This is a genomic window from Pseudomonas sp. NFX1, assembly GCF_051123555.1.
Lineage (GTDB): Bacteria > Pseudomonadota > Gammaproteobacteria > Pseudomonadales > Pseudomonadaceae > Aquipseudomonas > Aquipseudomonas capeferrum.
Window position 1 is genome coordinate 1,261,293 of the sequence record NZ_CP169366.1, and the last position, 14,964, is coordinate 1,276,256.

General features: G+C 63.4%; 15 protein-coding genes. 7 read left to right on the forward strand and 8 right to left on the reverse strand.

Annotated features, from left to right (window positions below; genetic code table 11):
• Nucleotides 1–65: 65 nt before the first annotated feature.
• Complete coding sequence (locus DJ563_RS05585) at nt 66–983, reverse strand: LysR family transcriptional regulator (protein ID WP_274099852.1); 918 nt, start codon at nt 981–983, stop codon at nt 66–68.
• 120 nt (nt 984–1,103) lie between these two features.
• Here DJ563_RS05585 and DJ563_RS05590 point away from each other — a divergent pair, with 120 nt between their 5' ends.
• The 3 genes from DJ563_RS05590 (at nt 1,104) to DJ563_RS05600 (ending at nt 3,811) form a co-directional block, all read left to right on the forward strand.
• Nucleotides 1,104–1,862 carry a 5-oxoprolinase subunit PxpA gene (locus DJ563_RS05590; RefSeq protein WP_434518993.1) on the forward strand — a complete coding sequence of 253 codons (759 nt, stop codon included), beginning with the start codon at nt 1,104–1,106 and terminating at the stop codon, nt 1,860–1,862.
• A gap of 93 nt (nt 1,863–1,955) precedes the next feature.
• Nucleotides 1,956–2,843, forward strand: a complete 888-nt coding sequence (locus tag DJ563_RS05595) for a 5-oxoprolinase subunit B family protein (protein WP_274099851.1) — start codon at nt 1,956–1,958, stop codon at nt 2,841–2,843.
• On the forward strand, nt 2,840–3,811 hold the full coding sequence (locus DJ563_RS05600; RefSeq protein WP_434518994.1) for a biotin-dependent carboxyltransferase family protein: 972 nt from the start codon (nt 2,840–2,842) through the stop codon (nt 3,809–3,811). The genes DJ563_RS05595 and DJ563_RS05600 overlap by 4 nt, the downstream gene beginning before the upstream one ends.
• A 300-nt stretch (nt 3,812–4,111) precedes the next feature.
• Here DJ563_RS05600 and DJ563_RS05605 read toward each other — a convergent pair whose 3' ends face one another.
• From DJ563_RS05605 to DJ563_RS05620, 4 genes are all read right to left on the reverse strand, one after another.
• Nucleotides 4,112–4,552, reverse strand: coding sequence for a hypothetical protein (locus tag DJ563_RS05605; RefSeq protein WP_434518995.1), 441 nt, complete (start codon nt 4,550–4,552; stop codon nt 4,112–4,114).
• An 11-nt stretch (nt 4,553–4,563) separates the two neighbouring features.
• Nucleotides 4,564–4,965 (reverse strand): SGNH/GDSL hydrolase family protein, encoded by a 402-nt coding sequence (locus DJ563_RS05610; protein WP_434518996.1) that lies wholly within the window; start codon nt 4,963–4,965, stop codon nt 4,564–4,566.
• Nucleotides 4,966–5,180: 215 nt separating this feature from the next.
• Nucleotides 5,181–6,020 (reverse strand): TIGR03915 family putative DNA repair protein, encoded by an 840-nt coding sequence (locus DJ563_RS05615; protein ID WP_033697553.1) that lies wholly within the window; start codon nt 6,018–6,020, stop codon nt 5,181–5,183.
• Nucleotides 6,011–7,231: a putative DNA modification/repair radical SAM protein gene (locus DJ563_RS05620; protein WP_274099848.1), complete on the reverse strand. Its 1,221-nt coding sequence runs from the start codon at nt 7,229–7,231 to the stop codon at nt 6,011–6,013. The genes DJ563_RS05615 and DJ563_RS05620 overlap by 10 nt, the downstream gene beginning before the upstream one ends.
• A gap of 146 nt (nt 7,232–7,377) precedes the next feature.
• Between DJ563_RS05620 and mqo the strand changes: the two genes are divergently transcribed.
• The 3 genes from mqo (at nt 7,378) to DJ563_RS05635 (ending at nt 11,188) form a co-directional block, all read left to right on the forward strand.
• The gene (gene mqo, locus DJ563_RS05625) at nt 7,378–8,967 is read left to right on the forward strand and encodes a malate dehydrogenase (quinone) (protein ID WP_434518997.1); all 1,590 of its coding nucleotides are present in this window, start codon (nt 7,378–7,380) and stop codon (nt 8,965–8,967) included.
• Between the two features lie 377 nt (nt 8,968–9,344).
• Complete coding sequence (locus tag DJ563_RS05630) at nt 9,345–10,391, forward strand: class I SAM-dependent methyltransferase (protein WP_434518998.1); 1,047 nt, start codon at nt 9,345–9,347, stop codon at nt 10,389–10,391.
• 101 nt (nt 10,392–10,492) lie between these two features.
• Complete coding sequence (locus DJ563_RS05635) at nt 10,493–11,188, forward strand: tRNA (adenine(22)-N(1))-methyltransferase (protein WP_434518999.1); 696 nt, start codon at nt 10,493–10,495, stop codon at nt 11,186–11,188.
• 1 nt (nt 11,189) lies between these two features.
• Here the strand turns inward: DJ563_RS05635 and DJ563_RS05640 are convergent, their stop codons facing one another.
• The gene (locus DJ563_RS05640; protein WP_274100244.1) at nt 11,190–11,456 is read right to left on the reverse strand and encodes a DUF2790 domain-containing protein; all 267 of its coding nucleotides are present in this window, start codon (nt 11,454–11,456) and stop codon (nt 11,190–11,192) included.
• 126 nt (nt 11,457–11,582) lie between these two features.
• Between DJ563_RS05640 and DJ563_RS05645 the strand changes: the two genes are divergently transcribed.
• Nucleotides 11,583–12,515 (forward strand): LysR family transcriptional regulator, encoded by a 933-nt coding sequence (locus DJ563_RS05645; RefSeq protein WP_186659223.1) that lies wholly within the window; start codon nt 11,583–11,585, stop codon nt 12,513–12,515.
• Between the two features lie 45 nt (nt 12,516–12,560).
• On the opposite strand, the gene DJ563_RS05650 is transcribed toward DJ563_RS05645, so the two are convergent.
• Nucleotides 12,561–13,712, reverse strand: a complete 1,152-nt coding sequence (locus tag DJ563_RS05650; protein ID WP_434519000.1) for an acyl-CoA dehydrogenase family protein — start codon at nt 13,710–13,712, stop codon at nt 12,561–12,563.
• A 16-nt stretch (nt 13,713–13,728) separates the two neighbouring features.
• A complete protein-coding gene (locus tag DJ563_RS05655) occupies nt 13,729–14,799 on the reverse strand; it encodes an enoyl-CoA hydratase/isomerase family protein (RefSeq protein WP_274100243.1) in 1,071 nt (356 codons plus the stop codon).
• Between the last annotated feature and the right edge of the window lie 165 nt (nt 14,800–14,964).

Sequence of the window (14,964 nt, forward strand, 5' to 3'; positions counted from 1 at the left end):
TTATGACGGCTTCGCACGCGGAACGTTCGCAATGCCTGCGCGGCGTGTTCCCAGGGGGAAAAGGGTCAGCGCCGCGCCGACAGCTGCTGCGGTGCCAGAAACGCACTGTGGAAGTAGTTGCGCAACGCCTGCATGGCCGGGCTGAACGCCCGCTCGCGGTGCCAGGCCAGGCCCACGCTCATCGGCGTCACCGGGTCGCTGATGGTCACCGTCTCGATCCGCTTGCCTTCCAGCGACCAGGGCCTGTGCACCAGGTCGGAGAGGATCGCCACGCCGCTGCCATTGGCCACCATGCTGCGCACGGCCTCCACCGAGCTGGTCCGCACGCGCACGCTGGGCCGCTGCCCGGCCTGCTCCCAGTAGCGCATGGCGCTTTGTTCGGCCTCGTCCACGGTCAGCAGAATGAACGGTTCGCCGGCCACATCCGCCAGGCTCACCGCAGAGCGCTCGCACAGCGGATGGTGGCCGGGCAGCCACAGTCGGCGTTCGGAGTTGAAGAGGGTTTCCGAGACGATGTCCGGGTGGGTGAGGTTGGCGGTGAGCACCACAGCCATGTCGAAACGGCCCTCAAGCAGGCCCTGTTCGATGGCGCTGCGCTCCTGTTCATGCACGTGCAGGGTCACGTCCGGATGCCAGTGTGCCAGCCGTTGCAGGTGGTGCGGCAGGAAGTAGCCCATCACGGTATAGCTGGCGGCCAGGCGCAGCAGGCCGCTGGCGCGCACGTCAGGCAGCGGGCTGTTCAGCGCGTCGTCCACGCTGCGCAGAATCACATAGGCCCGGTTGAGAAAATGCCGGCCAGCCTCGGTCAGGCTCATACCCTGGGCCGAGCGCTGGAACAGCAGCACACCGAGTATCGCCTCCAGTTCCTTGATCGCCGTGGTCACGGCCGATTGAGAGATGTTCAGATGGATCGCCGCCTGGGAAATCTGGCCGATCTCGGCAGTGGCGACGAAGTAGCGGACCTGGCGCAGGGTCAGTGACAAAGTAGGCTCCCTGTGTATCTGATTTTCAGAAGACACCCTATCTGTTTATAGATCTTCCCAAGGGGGTGAGGAGAATCTAACGTGGCTTTCAGGCAGTCACAAGCACCAGGAGATACATTCATGCAGGTGGTGGATTTCAATTCGGACATGGGAGAGGGCTTCGGCCCGTGGACCATTGGTGACGGCGTCGACGAGGCGTTGATGGCTTTCATCAGCTCGGCCAACATTGCGACTGGCTTCCATGCCGGCGACCCGGGCACCATGCGCCGAACTGTCGAGCGGGCCAAGGCGCTAGGGGTGGCGGTCGGGGCACACCCGGGCTTTCGTGACCTGGTCGGTTTCGGCCGGCGACACATCAATGCCCCGGCCCAGGAGTTGGTCGACGACATGCTTTACCAACTGGGCGCGCTGCGTGAAATCGCCCGTGCCCAGGGGGTGACGCTGCAACACATCAAGCCCCACGGCGCGTTGTACATGCACTTGGCGCGCGATGAAGAGGCTGCACGGCTGCTGGTGCAGAACCTGCGTGTGATCGAACCGCAGTTGCTGCTGTACTGCATGCCGGGCTCGGTGACCTGCCGTGTCGCCCAGGCACTCGGGCAGCCGGTGATCCGCGAGTTCTATGCCGACCGCGAGTACGACATGAGCGGCTCTATCGTGTTCACCCGCAACGTGCGCGGCCATGACCCCAAGGCCGTCGCTGAGCGTGTGCTGCGGGCTTGCCAGCAAGGCCTGGTGCGCACGGTAGAGGGGCAGGACCTGGCCATCGAGTTCGATTCCATTTGCCTGCACAGCGATACCCCAGGGGCGCTCGACCTGGTCGAGGCCACGCGCCAGGCGCTCGATCGGGCGGGTATCGAGGTGCGTGCGCCACGCTGAGTTTTATCGGCACCCGGCGCTCAAAGGCCGGGGCCGTTGCATTGAGTTGTTTTCGCCTGCCTTTCTATAAAGATTCCAAGAAAAGGAACAGTCATGGCCGAGCCGGTTGCTTCAACCCCGATCCGCTACAGCTTCGGTGCCGACGAGCACCTGTTTGCCGAAGTCAGTGACAGCATGTCGCTGGAGGCCTTCTTCAAGGGCATGGCCGTCACCCGCGCGGTGGAGCGACTTGGCCTGCAGGGCGTACTCGACGTATGCCTGGCCAATGCCTCGTTCCAGATCCGCTTCGACCCTGACCGCATTGCCCCCCAGGCCCTGCTCGAAGCCGTACGCGGCGCCGAGGCAGAGGCGGTGGCGGAGCGCTCGCTGCAGACCCGCATCATCGAAATCCCGGTGCTGTACAACGACCCGTGGACCCACGAAACCCTGATGCGTTTTCGTGACCGTCACCAGGACCCGAGCAGCACGGACCTTGAGTATGCGGCGCGGGTCAACGGCCTGGCCGATGTCGAGGCGTTCATTGCCGCGCACAGTGGCGCGCCCTGGTTCGTGTCGATGGTCGGCTTCGTTGCCGGCCTGCCGTTCATGTTCCAGATGGTCGAGCGCGAGCGGCAGTTGCAGGTGCCCAAGTACCTGCGTCCGCGTACCGACACACCCAAACTGACCCTCGGCCATGGCGGTTGCTTCGGGTGCATCTACTCGGTGCGCGGGGCGGGCGGCTATCAGATGTTCGGCGTTACCCCGGCACCGATCTACGACCCGCAGCAGACTCTGGCCTACCTCAAGGCGCACATGGTGTTCTTCCGCCCTGGGGACATCGTGCAGTTCAAGCCTATCGACCGCCGAACCTATGACCAGGCCGTTGCGGATGTAGAGGAGGGCCACTTCAACCTGCGCATTCGCCCGGTGACGTTTTCCCTGGATGCCTTCCTCGCCGACCCGGTCGGCTACCCCAAGACGCTGCAGGAGGTGCTGGCATGATCAAGGTACTCAAACCCGGCCTGGCCACCTCGGTACAGGACCTTGGTCGCGAAGGCTATTACCACTTGGGCATTCCGCCGTCCGGGGCGCTCGACCAATATGCCCTGAGCGCCGCCAACCATCTGGTCGGCAACCCGGCAGGTGCAGCAGGGCTGGAATGCGCGCTGATGGGGCCAGAGCTTGAGTTCCAGCATGATGCGCTGGTGGCGGTATGCGGAGCGCAGATGCCCGCCTTGCTCGACGACCGTGAGCAGCGCCCCGACACCGCGTTCGCGGTCAGGGCAGGGCAGGTGTTGCGTTTCGGCTTCCCCACCGCAGGTGCCCGGGCGTACCTGGCCGTGGCCGGCGGTATCGATGTACCCGAAGTGCTCGGCAGCCGTTCGACCTACGCCCTGGGTGCGTTGGGCGGGCTGCACGGGCGCAAGTTGATGGCGGGTGATGTATTGCCGGTCGGTGTGCCCAGCGGCAAGACGCGGGCTGGCGCGAGCCTGCCGATGGCCCTGCGCCAGGCGCTGGGTGGCGAGGTGGTAGTGCGGGTGGTGCCGGGGTTGTATTTCCATCGCCTGACCGACGCGGCGGCGCAGAGCTTCTTCACTCAGGCGTGGACCGTCGGCTCCGAGGCGGACCGTATCGGCTACCGCTACAAGGGCGCTAGCGCATTGAGCTTCCAGCCACGTGAGCAGCCGTTTGGCGCAGGCTCGGACCCCTCGAACATCGTCGACAGCTGCTACCCGATCGGTTCGATCCAGGTGCCAGCGGGGCTGGAGCCGATCATTCTGCACCGCGATGCGGTGTCGGGCGGCGGGTATGCCATGATCGGCACGGTGATCAGCGCCGACCTGGACCTGATCGGGCAGATGCAGCCCAATCAGCAGGCGCGGTTCTTGGCGGTGAGCCTGGAGCAGGCGTTGGAGGCACGGCGGTCGTACAAGAAGAAGCTGGGGTGCCTGGCCCGGTTGTTTGCTTGATTGCTGGGTGGGTTGAGTGACAGGCCATCGCTATTGCCGAGGGTCTAGTCGCTCGCCTGTATCAGGAAGCATCCTGCTTATGCCCTCGCTCAGGTACCTCATTGGTATGACATAGTTCCACCAACCGCTTTTGTGTGCGTTACACCTGGCTAGATGCAGACTGTCCACACATCGCTCAAAAGCTGCCACTGAAACTCGCAAACAAGCTGGCGTCCTGGGCCTCCCTCTGCAGGGTGGTCGTTGTAACTCCGATACTGGCGCTGACATCGCCTAACACTACCCGCACCCCCAGCAGCGCAGTCACGTAGTAACGGTCGAACTCCAGCCCCGGCACTCGATACGGGCCAGCTCCAGGTACGGTTTGCAGCCATGCGTTAGCCTGCTTGCTGCCTTCAAACTCCTGATCGTAGGTGATCTGTGCATAAGGCTCAAAACGACTTGCTCGTAGACGGGCCTGCCAACCAATTCGACCCACGGCCGAGTCAACCTTTTGATCGTACGGGCTTCGAGCACCGAAATGGCGTACTGCCCGAGCATTTGATTAGCGGCTGTGCTCAAGTGCACATCGTCCGCAAACAGGTAGGTCATATCCGCGTTGGGGACGACGTAGTCCGCCGGGCCGCAGATCAACGCCAATTTTCGTCCGCAGGCCGCATCAGTGACATTGGTGAAACCATAGCTGTCGGGGTTGCCTGCCAGCGTTTGCATGAAGCTGAACGCATCCAGGGGAATGAACGCCAAGCCAGCCTGCCTCAACCCACCGTAAAGCGCGCGACACCACCAGTGGTCGAAAAGTACTGAGCCAGCTGGTCTGTCAACGAGGGGATCGGCCCAAGTTCACCGGCCGCCGGCATGCTCACTCGCGCACCACCCGCAGCGTAATTGTCGCCCGTCTGGCCATTGCCGTTGGCGCTTGCATCCACACCATAGTGGTCAGCCAAATGCTCTGACCAGACCTTGCCCGGATTGGTGGTCAACTTACCTAGCCCAGCTTGAACCCCAGGAGGTAGCAACGGCCGGTAATAGCCACTGTCGGTGTAACTGTCGCCCAGAAAAAGGGTGCGCGAGAAGGGCGCTTCTGTGGCAATTGAAGGCGTTGCGACGAAGAACAGCGCCGTAGCTGCGGCAGCAAGAATGCACGTTCTGATCGACATGGAATCTTCCTGATGATGCGCAGACGGGGCCTTGATAGGGGCTCAAGAGACAGTCCTTATCGAGCCGAACCATGGCGAACTTTGCGGCGATCATAGGCGTGCCTTACTGGGTGCTGCTACTGGCAAAACTAACAGTTCCACGCTGCGTTCAGACGTGCCTGCAAAGACCCCATGTTCGATCATGCCGTTGAAAATGGGTGCGGTAAGCACGTGCGCTACTCACCTCTGCAAATCCGTTTGCCGCGCTGCGAGGCCACTTCCAGCGCCTGCCCATCCCGCTGTTTGCCCTGCCGTGCCAGGCCTTCAAGCTGAGGTATCAGCATGCCTTCCGGCAAATGCCGCCAGAACCGCCCGGGCATATGCAGGCGCAGCGCGTCCGGGTTGAGGCGGGCAGGGTTGAAGGTGTGGCGATAATAGGTGCGCCACAGTTCGGCGCCGGGATCATCGGCATGGCGTGCCCATTGCCGCCAGTCATCGGGGCAGTGGCGGCGGTAGTCGAAGGCCTGGCCGTCGAAGCGGATGCCATCGGTGGGTGTGGCGATCAACCAGCGTTGTCGGCCCAGGCGGTCGGCAAAGTGCGCACTGGCATCGTGCAGGATGTCGTGGGCGGGCTCGTGATAGGCGACCAGGTCCAGCTGCAGTCGCTCGGCCAACGCCTCGGGCAGGGGGACGAAGCGCACGAAAGCATGCAGGTGGTGCGCCTCACGGCTGACTTGTTTGATCCGCCGGTGCAGCTCACTGCCCAGGCGGTCGCCCGCGAGCATGGCGGTGCGATCGCCATGGGCGACGCGCCAGAGCACTTCGTACAGCAGGTTCCAGCGTTGCGCGCCGCGATAGCAAGCGGCCTGTGCCAACTGGCTCAGTAACGCCGCCGGCACTTTGCCGCGAAACGGGCCAGGGCCTTCAGGCAGCGGTGCCGGCACGGCCAGCAGATCATCGATAGGGCCTTGCGACCAGGTCACCTCGGCCGGGTCGATGCCATGGCCGAGCAGCGTTCGGGCTTGGTCACGCCAGGTGGCGAAGTGGTTATCACAGTCGAGCGCGATCACCCCCACAACCCCATCTGCACAGGCGCTTGTGGCTCGCGCAGGCGTTCGCGCAGCAGGCCGCTGCGCAGTTCGGCCTGGGCCGGGCGGTAGTCGCTGGTGACAATGAACGGCCGGGCCTTGTCCAGTACGCAGCGCAGTTGGATCAAGTCGTCATAGCGGATGCGCCGTTCACGGCGCAGCGCCACCAGGCGCTGCACGCTGCGCAGGCCGATGCCCGGGATACGTGCCAGCAAGGCCGGTTCGGCGCGGTTAACATCCAGCGGAAAGACTTCGCGATTGGCCAGCGCCCAGGCCAGCTTGGGGTCGATGTCCAGTGCCAGGTTGCCGCTATGGCCCAGCAGTTCGCCGGCCTTGTAGCCATAGCCACGCAGCAGGAAGTCGGCCTGGTACAGGCGGTGCTCACGCAACAGCGGCGGCGCCGCCAGGGGCACGCTGCCCGGGCTGTCGGGGATCGGGCTGAAGGCCGAGTAGTACACACGCTTGAGGCCGTAACCCTGGTACAGCGACTCGGCATTGCGCAGCAGCGTGCTGTCATCGGTGGCGTCGGCGCCGACGATGACCTGGGTACTTTGCCCGGCGGGCGTGAAGCGCGGCGCCTTCGGCTCATTGGCCACGGCTTGCTGGCCTTGGTGGATGACTGCCATGGCCTGGCGGATGGTGTGCGCGTGTTTCTCCGGCGCCAGGCGTTTGAGGCTGGCATCGGTCGGCAGCTCGATGTTGACGCTCAGGCGGTCGGCCAGGTGCCCGGCTTCCTCGATCAGCAGCGGGTCGGCGTCGGGTATGGTCTTGAGGTGGATGTAGCCGCGGAAGTTGTGCTCGTCGCGCAGCAACCGTGCCACGCGGATCAGTTGTTCCATGGTGTAGTCGGCCGAGCGGATGATGCCTGAGCTGAGGAACAGGCCGCTGATGCAGTTGCGCCGGTAGAAGTCCAGGGTCAGGCGCACCACTTCTTCCGGGGTGAAGCGCGCCCGCGGTACGTTGCTGGAGCGGCGGTTGACGCAGTACTGGCAGTCATACAGGCAGAAGTTGGTCAGCAGCACCTTGAGTAGCGACACGCAGCGGCCGTCCGGCGTATAGCTGTGGCAGATGCCCATGCCATTGGTGGCGCCCAGGCCGTCGCCGCCGCGCGAGCTGCGCTTGGGCGCCCCGCTGCTGGCGCAGGAAGCATCGTACTTGGCGGCGTCGGCGAGAATGCCGAGTTTGGCGATGAGCTGCATGGTGGCTGACTCGAAACACTGAATATTCATACAGTATTTTGAGCGCGGCCTGATTGCAAGCCCCAGTGATCGAGGTGCCCCAGTAAAACCCTCAGCTAAGCTTGTGCTGGACTTTACGGACAGCTACGAGGCGTGCGGGAGAGGACATGAAAATCACGATCGATGCGAAGTGGGCGCTGGCCGGCCTGGCGCTGGCGATGGGCATGCTCAATGCCCAGGCGGCTGAAACCAAGAAGGTCGATGTGCTGCTGGTGGGCGGCGGCATCATGAGTTCGACCCTGGCTGTCTGGCTCAATGAGCTGGAGCCAGGCTGGTCGATGGAGATGGTCGAGCGCCTGGACAAGGTGGCCGAAGAAAGCTCCAACGGCTGGAACAACGCCGGTACCGGCCACTCGGCCCTGGCAGAGCTGAACTACACGCCAGAGAAGGATGGCAAGATCGACATCAGCAAGGCGGTGGAGATCAACGAGTCGTTCCAGGTGACCCGACAGTTTCTTGCCTGGCAGGTCAAGCAGGGCGTGTTGAAGAACCCCCACTCATTCATCAATACCACTCCGCACATGAGCTTTGTCTGGGGTGACGACAATATCCGCTTCCTGAAAAAGCGCTACGAAGCGCTGCAAGCCAGCCCGCTGTTCAAGCCGATGCAGTATTCCGAAGACCACGAACAGATCCGCAAGTGGGTGCCTTTGATGATGGAGGGGCGCGACCCCAACCAGAAACTGGCCGTGACCTGGACGCCGATCGGCACCGACGTCAACTTTGGTGAGATCACCCGGCAGTACGTGGGCTACCTGCAGACCCGGCCGAACTTCGACCTCAAGCTGTCGACCGAGGTCCAGGACATTACCCGTAACGAAGATGGCTCCTGGCATGTAGAGTACAAGAACCTGAAGGACGGCAGCCAGGCCGCCACCGATGCCAAGTTCCTGTTCATCGGTGCGGGGGGCGCGGCGCTGCCGCTGTTGCAGAAGTCCGGTATCGATGAAGCCAAGGACTATGCCGGCTTCCCGGTGGGGGGGTCGTTCCTGGTAACCGACAACCCGGCCATTGCCCAGCGCCATATGGCCAAGGCCTACGGAATTGCGGCGAGCGGCGCCCCGCCCATGTCGGTGCCGCACCTGGATACCCGTGTGCTCGATGGCAAACGCATGATTCTGTTCGGCCCGTTCGCTACCTTCTCGACCAAGTTCCTCAAGCAGGGTTCGTTGCTTGACCTGTTCGCCAGCGCCAGTGTTCACAACGCCTGGCCGATGGTCAGGGTAGGGGTGCGCGAGTTCGACCTGGTGCAGTACCTGGTCGGTCAGGTCTTGCAGTCCGACGATGACCGCTTCGAAGCGCTGCGCACCTACTTCCCCGAAGCCAGGAAGGAAGACTGGCGCCTGTGGCAAGCCGGCCAGCGTGTGCAGATCATCAAGAAAGACGAGGCCCAGGGTGGTGTGCTCAAGCTGGGTACCGAAGTCGTCACGTCCAAGGACGGCAGCATCGCCGGCCTGCTGGGGGCATCGCCTGGCGCCTCGACTGCGCCACCGATCATGCTGGATGTGTTGAACAAGGTGTTCAAGGACAAGGTGGCTTCAGCGGCCTGGCAGGCGAAGATCAAACAGATCGTGCCGTCCTATGGCATCCGCCTGAACGAGCATCCTGACAAGGTGCAGCAGGAGTGGACGTATACCAATGAGGTGCTGCAGCTGAATCCGCCGTCGGATGGTGAAACCCCAGGTGTCGCGCCATAACGCTGTCAGAGATGTTATGGCCGCAGTGGCCTCTTAGGTTCTGTACGAAAAGTAGGGTTATCCATCGTTATTTGATAGGTGCCTGTCTTAGGTTTGGAGGTGGGACGGAGATCGAGCGCCGCGTGGGCGGCGCTCGATCTGATAGGCGCTGAAAATGACAAGCCAGGCACTTGGTGGCCCCGAATACAATCTCCAGGCATCCACAACCCCGCGTGGGGCCGGTAAGCCGGCCCCCACAAGTACGCGCACAATTCTACACTTACATACAGCACGTCACGGCGAATGTCGCGGTGCGCGACACCATTCCCCGGACCACCGCCCCCTCGGACCCGGACTTCCCCTGTCGACGGTGGCCTTCTTGCAGAGGAGGGCAGGTCATGGACGAGGCACGGCTTCACGAATTCATGGGCAAGCTGGTGGGTGACATGGGCGCTGCGGCGACCCTGGCCAATGTCATCCTGGGTGACGAACTCGGGTTGTACCGGGCGATGGCCGACAGCCAGCCGACCACGCCCGAAGCGCTCGCGGCAAAGACCGGCTGCCACCCGCGGCTGGTCCGTGAATGGCTCAATGCCCAAGCGGCGTCGGGCTACATGGTTCACGACAAGGGCAGTTTCGTACTGCCCGAAGAACAGGCGATGGCCTTGGCGCTCGAAGACTCCCCGGCCTACATGGCCGGTGGCGCGGCGGTGGTGGCCGCCTTGTTCCACGACAAGGACAAGCTGGTCGCGGCCATGCGTGGCGACGGCGCACTGGCCTGGGGCGACCATCACCCGTGCATGTTCAGCGGCACCGAACGGTTCTTCCGGCCGGGCTACCGAACGTTCCTGGTGGCCGAGTGGCTGCCGGCGCTGGAGGGGGTGGTGGCCAAGCTGCAGGCGGGCGCCAAGGTGGCCGATGTGGGCTGTGGCCATGGCGCCTCGACGTTGGTCATGGCCCAGGCGTTTCCGGCATCGACCTTTGTCGGTTACGACTATCACGCGCCCTCCATCACCACCGCCAACCAACGGGCTGACGAGGCAGGTTTGGGCGCACGGGTGAGTTTTCAGCAGGCCACGGCGAAAAACTACCCAGGTCACGACCATGACCTGGTGTGTTTCTTCGATTGCCTGCACGACATGGGTGACCCGGTGGGCGCTGCGCGGCACGCCTACGATGCCTTGAAGGCGGACGGCACGGTAATGCTGGTGGAACCCTATGCCGAGGACTCGCTGGAGGGCAACCTGACACCGGTCGGGCGCTTGTTCTATGCGGCGTCGACGTTTATCTGCACGCCCAACTCGTTGTCTCAGGAAGTGGGGCTGGGGCTGGGTGCCCAGGCCGGGGAGGCGCGGTTACGCGCGGTGTTCCAGGAGGCGGGGTTCACACGGTTCCGGCGCGCCACACAAACACCGTTCAACCTGATACTGGAGGCGCGCAAATAGCCGCCGCCTTTGCCGCCACCTGCGCCATTCGGCTTTTGCGCATTGTAATGCCGCGCCGTGGTCGTCAGAATCGCGCCCGGTTTTCGAGCAAGGGGCTTACGTTGAACGAACAGACACTCTGCATGCGCCTGGAGCGCGTGGCGGCGCATGTGCCGCAAGGCGCGCGCCTGGCCGATATCGGCTCGGACCATGGTTATCTGCCGGTAGCATTGATGCTGCGTGGCGCCATCGAAGCAGGCGTGGCCGGTGAAGTGGCGCACACGCCCTTTGCCTCGGCCCAGCGCAACGTGCGCCGCAACGGCCTGGAGGCGCATATCACCATTCGCCTGGCCGATGGGCTGGACGCGATCGAAATGGCCGACCGGATCTCGGCCGTCAGCCTCTGCGGCATGGGCGGTAAAACCATGTGCGAGATTCTAGAGCGCGGCAAGCATCGCTTGAGCGGCAGCGAGCGCCTGATCCTGCAACCCAACGGTGATGAGTGCGAACTGCGCGGGTGGCTGATGCAAAACAGCTATCGGATCGTCAGTGAAGAGTTATTGCGCGAAAACCGCTTCGACTACGAAATCATCGTCGCCGAACCTTGTGAGGCAGTGGCTTACACCGCCGAAGAGCTGTACTTCGGCCCGCTGCTGATGTGTGAAAAAGCTCCGGCGTTCGTGACCAAATGGCAGCGCATGCTGCGCCAGAAGCAGCAGACGTTGGCCAACTTCGAACGCGCTCGGGATGCGATACCCGAGGAAAAGCGCCGCGATTTCGCCCGGCAGATCAGCTGGATCACCCAGGTACTGGCCTGACTCACTGCTGCGAGCAGTTGCCCATTTCCCGGTAGTTGATCTCGCGGGTACGGCCCTGGTGGTCGACATACACCATGTGCGCGGTGCCGACCTGGCAGTCGGCAGCGTTGCTGGCCGGGGTGATGGAGATGACTTTGGCGACATCCAGCGGCATGCCGTATTCGTAGTTGCCCGTGCTGGCGGACGGCTGCTGTGTGCCGGCGTCGGCAAAGGCGCCGAATGAGGCGAGAGTAGCGGCAAAGGCAAGGACGGTGATCGAACGTTTCATGGCAGGCTCCTTTTTCAATGTTTTACCAATGATGTATTCATTGGTGATCCACAATAAATGGGCTAAGCCGTGATAGATTCCTGCCTGGAACGTAAGAATAAGACCCGATCAAGGAGCCCACCCCCCATGGACATGCTGCATGCCATGCGTACTTTCACCCGTGTGGTCGAATGCGGCAGCTTCGCCGCAGCCGCCAATGCCCTGGACATTTCTGCGGCGCAGGTGTCGCGCATCGTTGCCGAGCTAGAGAACCAGCTACAGACCCGCCTGCTGCACCGCACCACGCGCCGTTTGCGCATGAGCGAGGCGGGCGAACGGTTTCTGGAGCGCGCGCGGCAAATCATGCTGCTGACCGAAGAAGCCGTCGGCGAGGCGCGCGGTGCGCACCTTACCCCCCGTGGGCGTTTGCGCCTGCATTGCCCGCATGGCCTGGGCCTGCTGCTGATGCCGCTGGTGGCGGGCTACAATGCGCTGTGCCCGGAGGTGGTGGTCGAGTTGACCTTGTCTCAGCGCAACCCTGACCCCTTGGCCGAAGGGCATGACGTGGTGATCACCGTGGACGAGGCCTTGCCGGACTCGCAGCTGATCGCCGTGCCGCTGGGCAACATTTTCAGCATCCCCTGCGCGGCGCCCAGTTACCTGGAGACCTTTGGCGTGCCCGAGCGGCCGGAAGACCTGCATGGGCATCGCTGCCTGCGCATGGCGTACCCGATGTACGAAGGCGACTGGGTGTTCCCTCAAGGTGTCGATCACTGTGTGATCGCACCGCGCGACAGCTTCCTCACCAACGTGGCCGATGCGATGCTGTTGGCCAGCGAGCTGGGCATGGGCATCGGGCTGCTGCCGTTCTACACCGCCAGCCAGGCGATCGAGCAGGGGCGTTTGCGCCGGTTGTTGGCGCCGTATCGCCTGCGTGAGAGTGCGCTGTATGCGATCTATCCGTCGCGCCACTACCTGGATGCCAAGGTGCGTACCTGGATCGACTACCTCAAGGAGCAACTGCCCGCGCTGTTCGAAGGGCATGCGCGGGTAGTGGATGACGCGCGCTACTGGCGCTGAGCCAGGTTGCGCGGCCGCCCCATCAGCGGCCGCGCTAGCCGGCTGTTACAGTGAATAATGCTTGAGCTCCCGCGCAATCAGCATCCGCTGGATCTCGCTCGAACCCTCGTAGATCTGCGTGATACGTGCATCCCGATAATGGCGCTCTACCGGGTAGTCCTCCAGGTAACCATAACCGCCATGCACCTGGATGGCCATGGAGCACACCCGCTCGGCCATTTCCGAGGCGAACAGCTTGGCCTGTGAAGCCTCCGACAGGCACGGCTTGCCGGCACTGCGCAAGCGGGCCGCATGCAAGATCAGCAGGCGCGCGGCATTGACCTGGACCTGCATGTCGGCCAGCAGGTTGGCGATGCTCTGGTGCTCGTTGATCGGCTTGCCGAACTGCACCCGATCACGCGAGTAGGCCAGCGCCGCTTCGAACGCGGCGCGGGCGATGCCCAACGCTTGCGCGGCAATGCCGATACGCCCCCCTTCGAGGTTGGACAGGGCGATGGCCAGCCCCTTGCCACGCTCGCCGAGGATATTGGCGGCAGGGATGCGGCAGTCGACCAGGGTCACCGCGCAGGTGTCGGAGGCGCGGATGCCCATCTTGTGCTCGCTGCGCTCAACCTTGAAACCTGGCTTGTCCGTAGGCACCAGAAAGGCCGACAGGCCCTTCTTGCCCAGCGCCGGGTCGGTCACGGCGAAGACAATCGCCAGGCCCGCGCGGCGGGCATTGCTGACAAACTGCTTGGCGCCGTTGATCACCCATTCGCCATTCACCAGCTCAGCACGCGTGCGCAGGTTGTGGGCCTCGGACCCCGCCTGCGGCTCGGTCAGGCAGAAGCAGCCAATCACCTCGCCAGTGGCCAGGCGCGGTAACCAGGCCTGCTGTTGCTCGGCAGTGCCATAGGCCAGCAGCGGGCCGCAACCCACCGAGTTGTGAATGCTCATCATCGCCCCGGTGGCGCCGCAACCGGCGGCGATCTCTTCCACGGCCAGGGCGTAGGCAACGTAATCGGTGTAGCTGCCGCCAAAGGTGTCCGGCACTACCATGCCAAGCAGCCCCAACTCGCCCATCTTGCGCACCACGCCATCATCGATCCAGCCGGCCTTTTCCCAGGCCTGGGCATGGGGCGCGATTTCGCCACGGGAAAAATCCCGGGCCATGTCGCGGATCATGATCTGTTCTTCGCTCAGTTCCAGGTCTTGCATCTGTGTACTCCCGGGCTCACAGGCCTTCGAAGAATTGGTCGACCCGCCGGCGCTCGAGCCCGGCCAGGGTCGGCGGGTTCCAGCGCGGCTGTTTGTCCTTGTCGATGATCAGGGCGCGCACGCCCTCGACGATATCGCCGTACTGGAACCACTGGCGGTCCAGGTGCAGTTCCATGGCAAAGCACGCTTCAAGCGCCAGGTGGCGGCCGCGGCGCAGCATCTCCAGGGTAACCGCCATGGCCAGTGGCGAGCGGCTTTCCAGCTGGTCGGCGGTGGCCAGGGCCCACTGGTGGCTGTCGCCGATGCTCACGGCGCGCAGTTGTTCGATGATCGCCGGCAGGTCGGGGAGGGCGAAGAAGTGGTCGATGACCGGGCGCAGCTTCTGCAGTGGCGCGTCGTCCAGTACCTGGGTGCCGAGTTTGGCCAGCAGGCTTTGCAGGTCCTTGAGCGGGTGGTCGCCGAAGGCCAGCTTGTCCAGGCCCTGGTCGAGGGCGCTGAGGGCGTCGCTGCTCAGGTACCAGTCGGCCAGCCCGCAATAGAGGGCATCGGCTGCCTGGATCTGGCTGCCGGTAACACCGAGGTAAATGCCCAGTTCACCCGGGATGCGCGGGAGGAAATAGCTGCCGCCAACGTCCGGGAAATAGCCGATGCCGACCTCTGGCATGCCCAGCCGGCTGCGTTCGGTGACCACACGCAGGTCACACCCCTGAGCCAGGCCCATGCCGCCCCCGAGGGTGAAGCCGTCCATCAGTACCAGCACCGGTTTGCGGTAGTGATGGATGCACAGGTCGAGCGCGTATTCCTCGACGAAAAAGTCTTCGTGCAGGTTGTCGCCGTTTTTGTAGCTGTCGTGCAGCGAGCGGATATCGCCACCGGCGCAGAACCCTTTAGGCCCTTCGCCGCGTAGCACCACGGCGCGTACCTGCGGGTCTTCTGCCCACTGGTCCAAGTGCTGGCGCAGGCTGCGGACCATGTCCAGGGTGAGGGCATTGAGGCCGGCGGGGCGGTTCAGGGTGAGGTGGCCAATCTGGTTACGGACCTCGGCCAAGACATGATCCGTTGCCGAAGTGTGAGCATGCGCGGTCATCGCGTTCTCCCTGCTTTGTTATTGATTTTCCAAGTGAAGTTTGGAGTTCGCTGGAGGATAGCTGGATCCTGTCATGCGAATTTGCCGTGCACAATCGGCAAATCTGCAGGGGTGTCCTGCATTTTTGTCACTCTAGCAGTCTGTAAAGGGTCTGGTGGGCGTGGA

Coding starts and splice junctions, on each gene's coding strand:
- DJ563_RS05620 (WP_274099848.1), bottom strand. CDS start 7,231: ATGCAGCTCATCGCCAAACTCGGCATTCTCGCCGACGCCGCCAAGTAC.
- DJ563_RS05650 (WP_434519000.1), bottom strand. CDS start 13,712: ATGCAAGACCTGGAACTGAGCGAAGAACAGATCATGATCCGCGACATG.
- DJ563_RS05630 (WP_434518998.1), top strand. CDS start 9,345: ATGGACGAGGCACGGCTTCACGAATTCATGGGCAAGCTGGTGGGTGAC.
- DJ563_RS05600 (WP_434518994.1), top strand. CDS start 2,840: ATGATCAAGGTACTCAAACCCGGCCTGGCCACCTCGGTACAGGACCTT.
- mqo (WP_434518997.1), top strand. CDS start 7,378: ATGAAAATCACGATCGATGCGAAGTGGGCGCTGGCCGGCCTGGCGCTG.
- DJ563_RS05590 (WP_434518993.1), top strand. CDS start 1,104: ATGCAGGTGGTGGATTTCAATTCGGACATGGGAGAGGGCTTCGGCCCG.
- DJ563_RS05645 (WP_186659223.1), top strand. CDS start 11,583: ATGGACATGCTGCATGCCATGCGTACTTTCACCCGTGTGGTCGAATGC.
- DJ563_RS05610 (WP_434518996.1), bottom strand. CDS start 4,965: ATGTCGATCAGAACGTGCATTCTTGCTGCCGCAGCTACGGCGCTGTTC.
- DJ563_RS05595 (WP_274099851.1), top strand. CDS start 1,956: ATGGCCGAGCCGGTTGCTTCAACCCCGATCCGCTACAGCTTCGGTGCC.
- DJ563_RS05640 (WP_274100244.1), bottom strand. CDS start 11,456: ATGAAACGTTCGATCACCGTCCTTGCCTTTGCCGCTACTCTCGCCTCA.
- DJ563_RS05655 (WP_274100243.1), bottom strand. CDS start 14,799: ATGACCGCGCATGCTCACACTTCGGCAACGGATCATGTCTTGGCCGAG.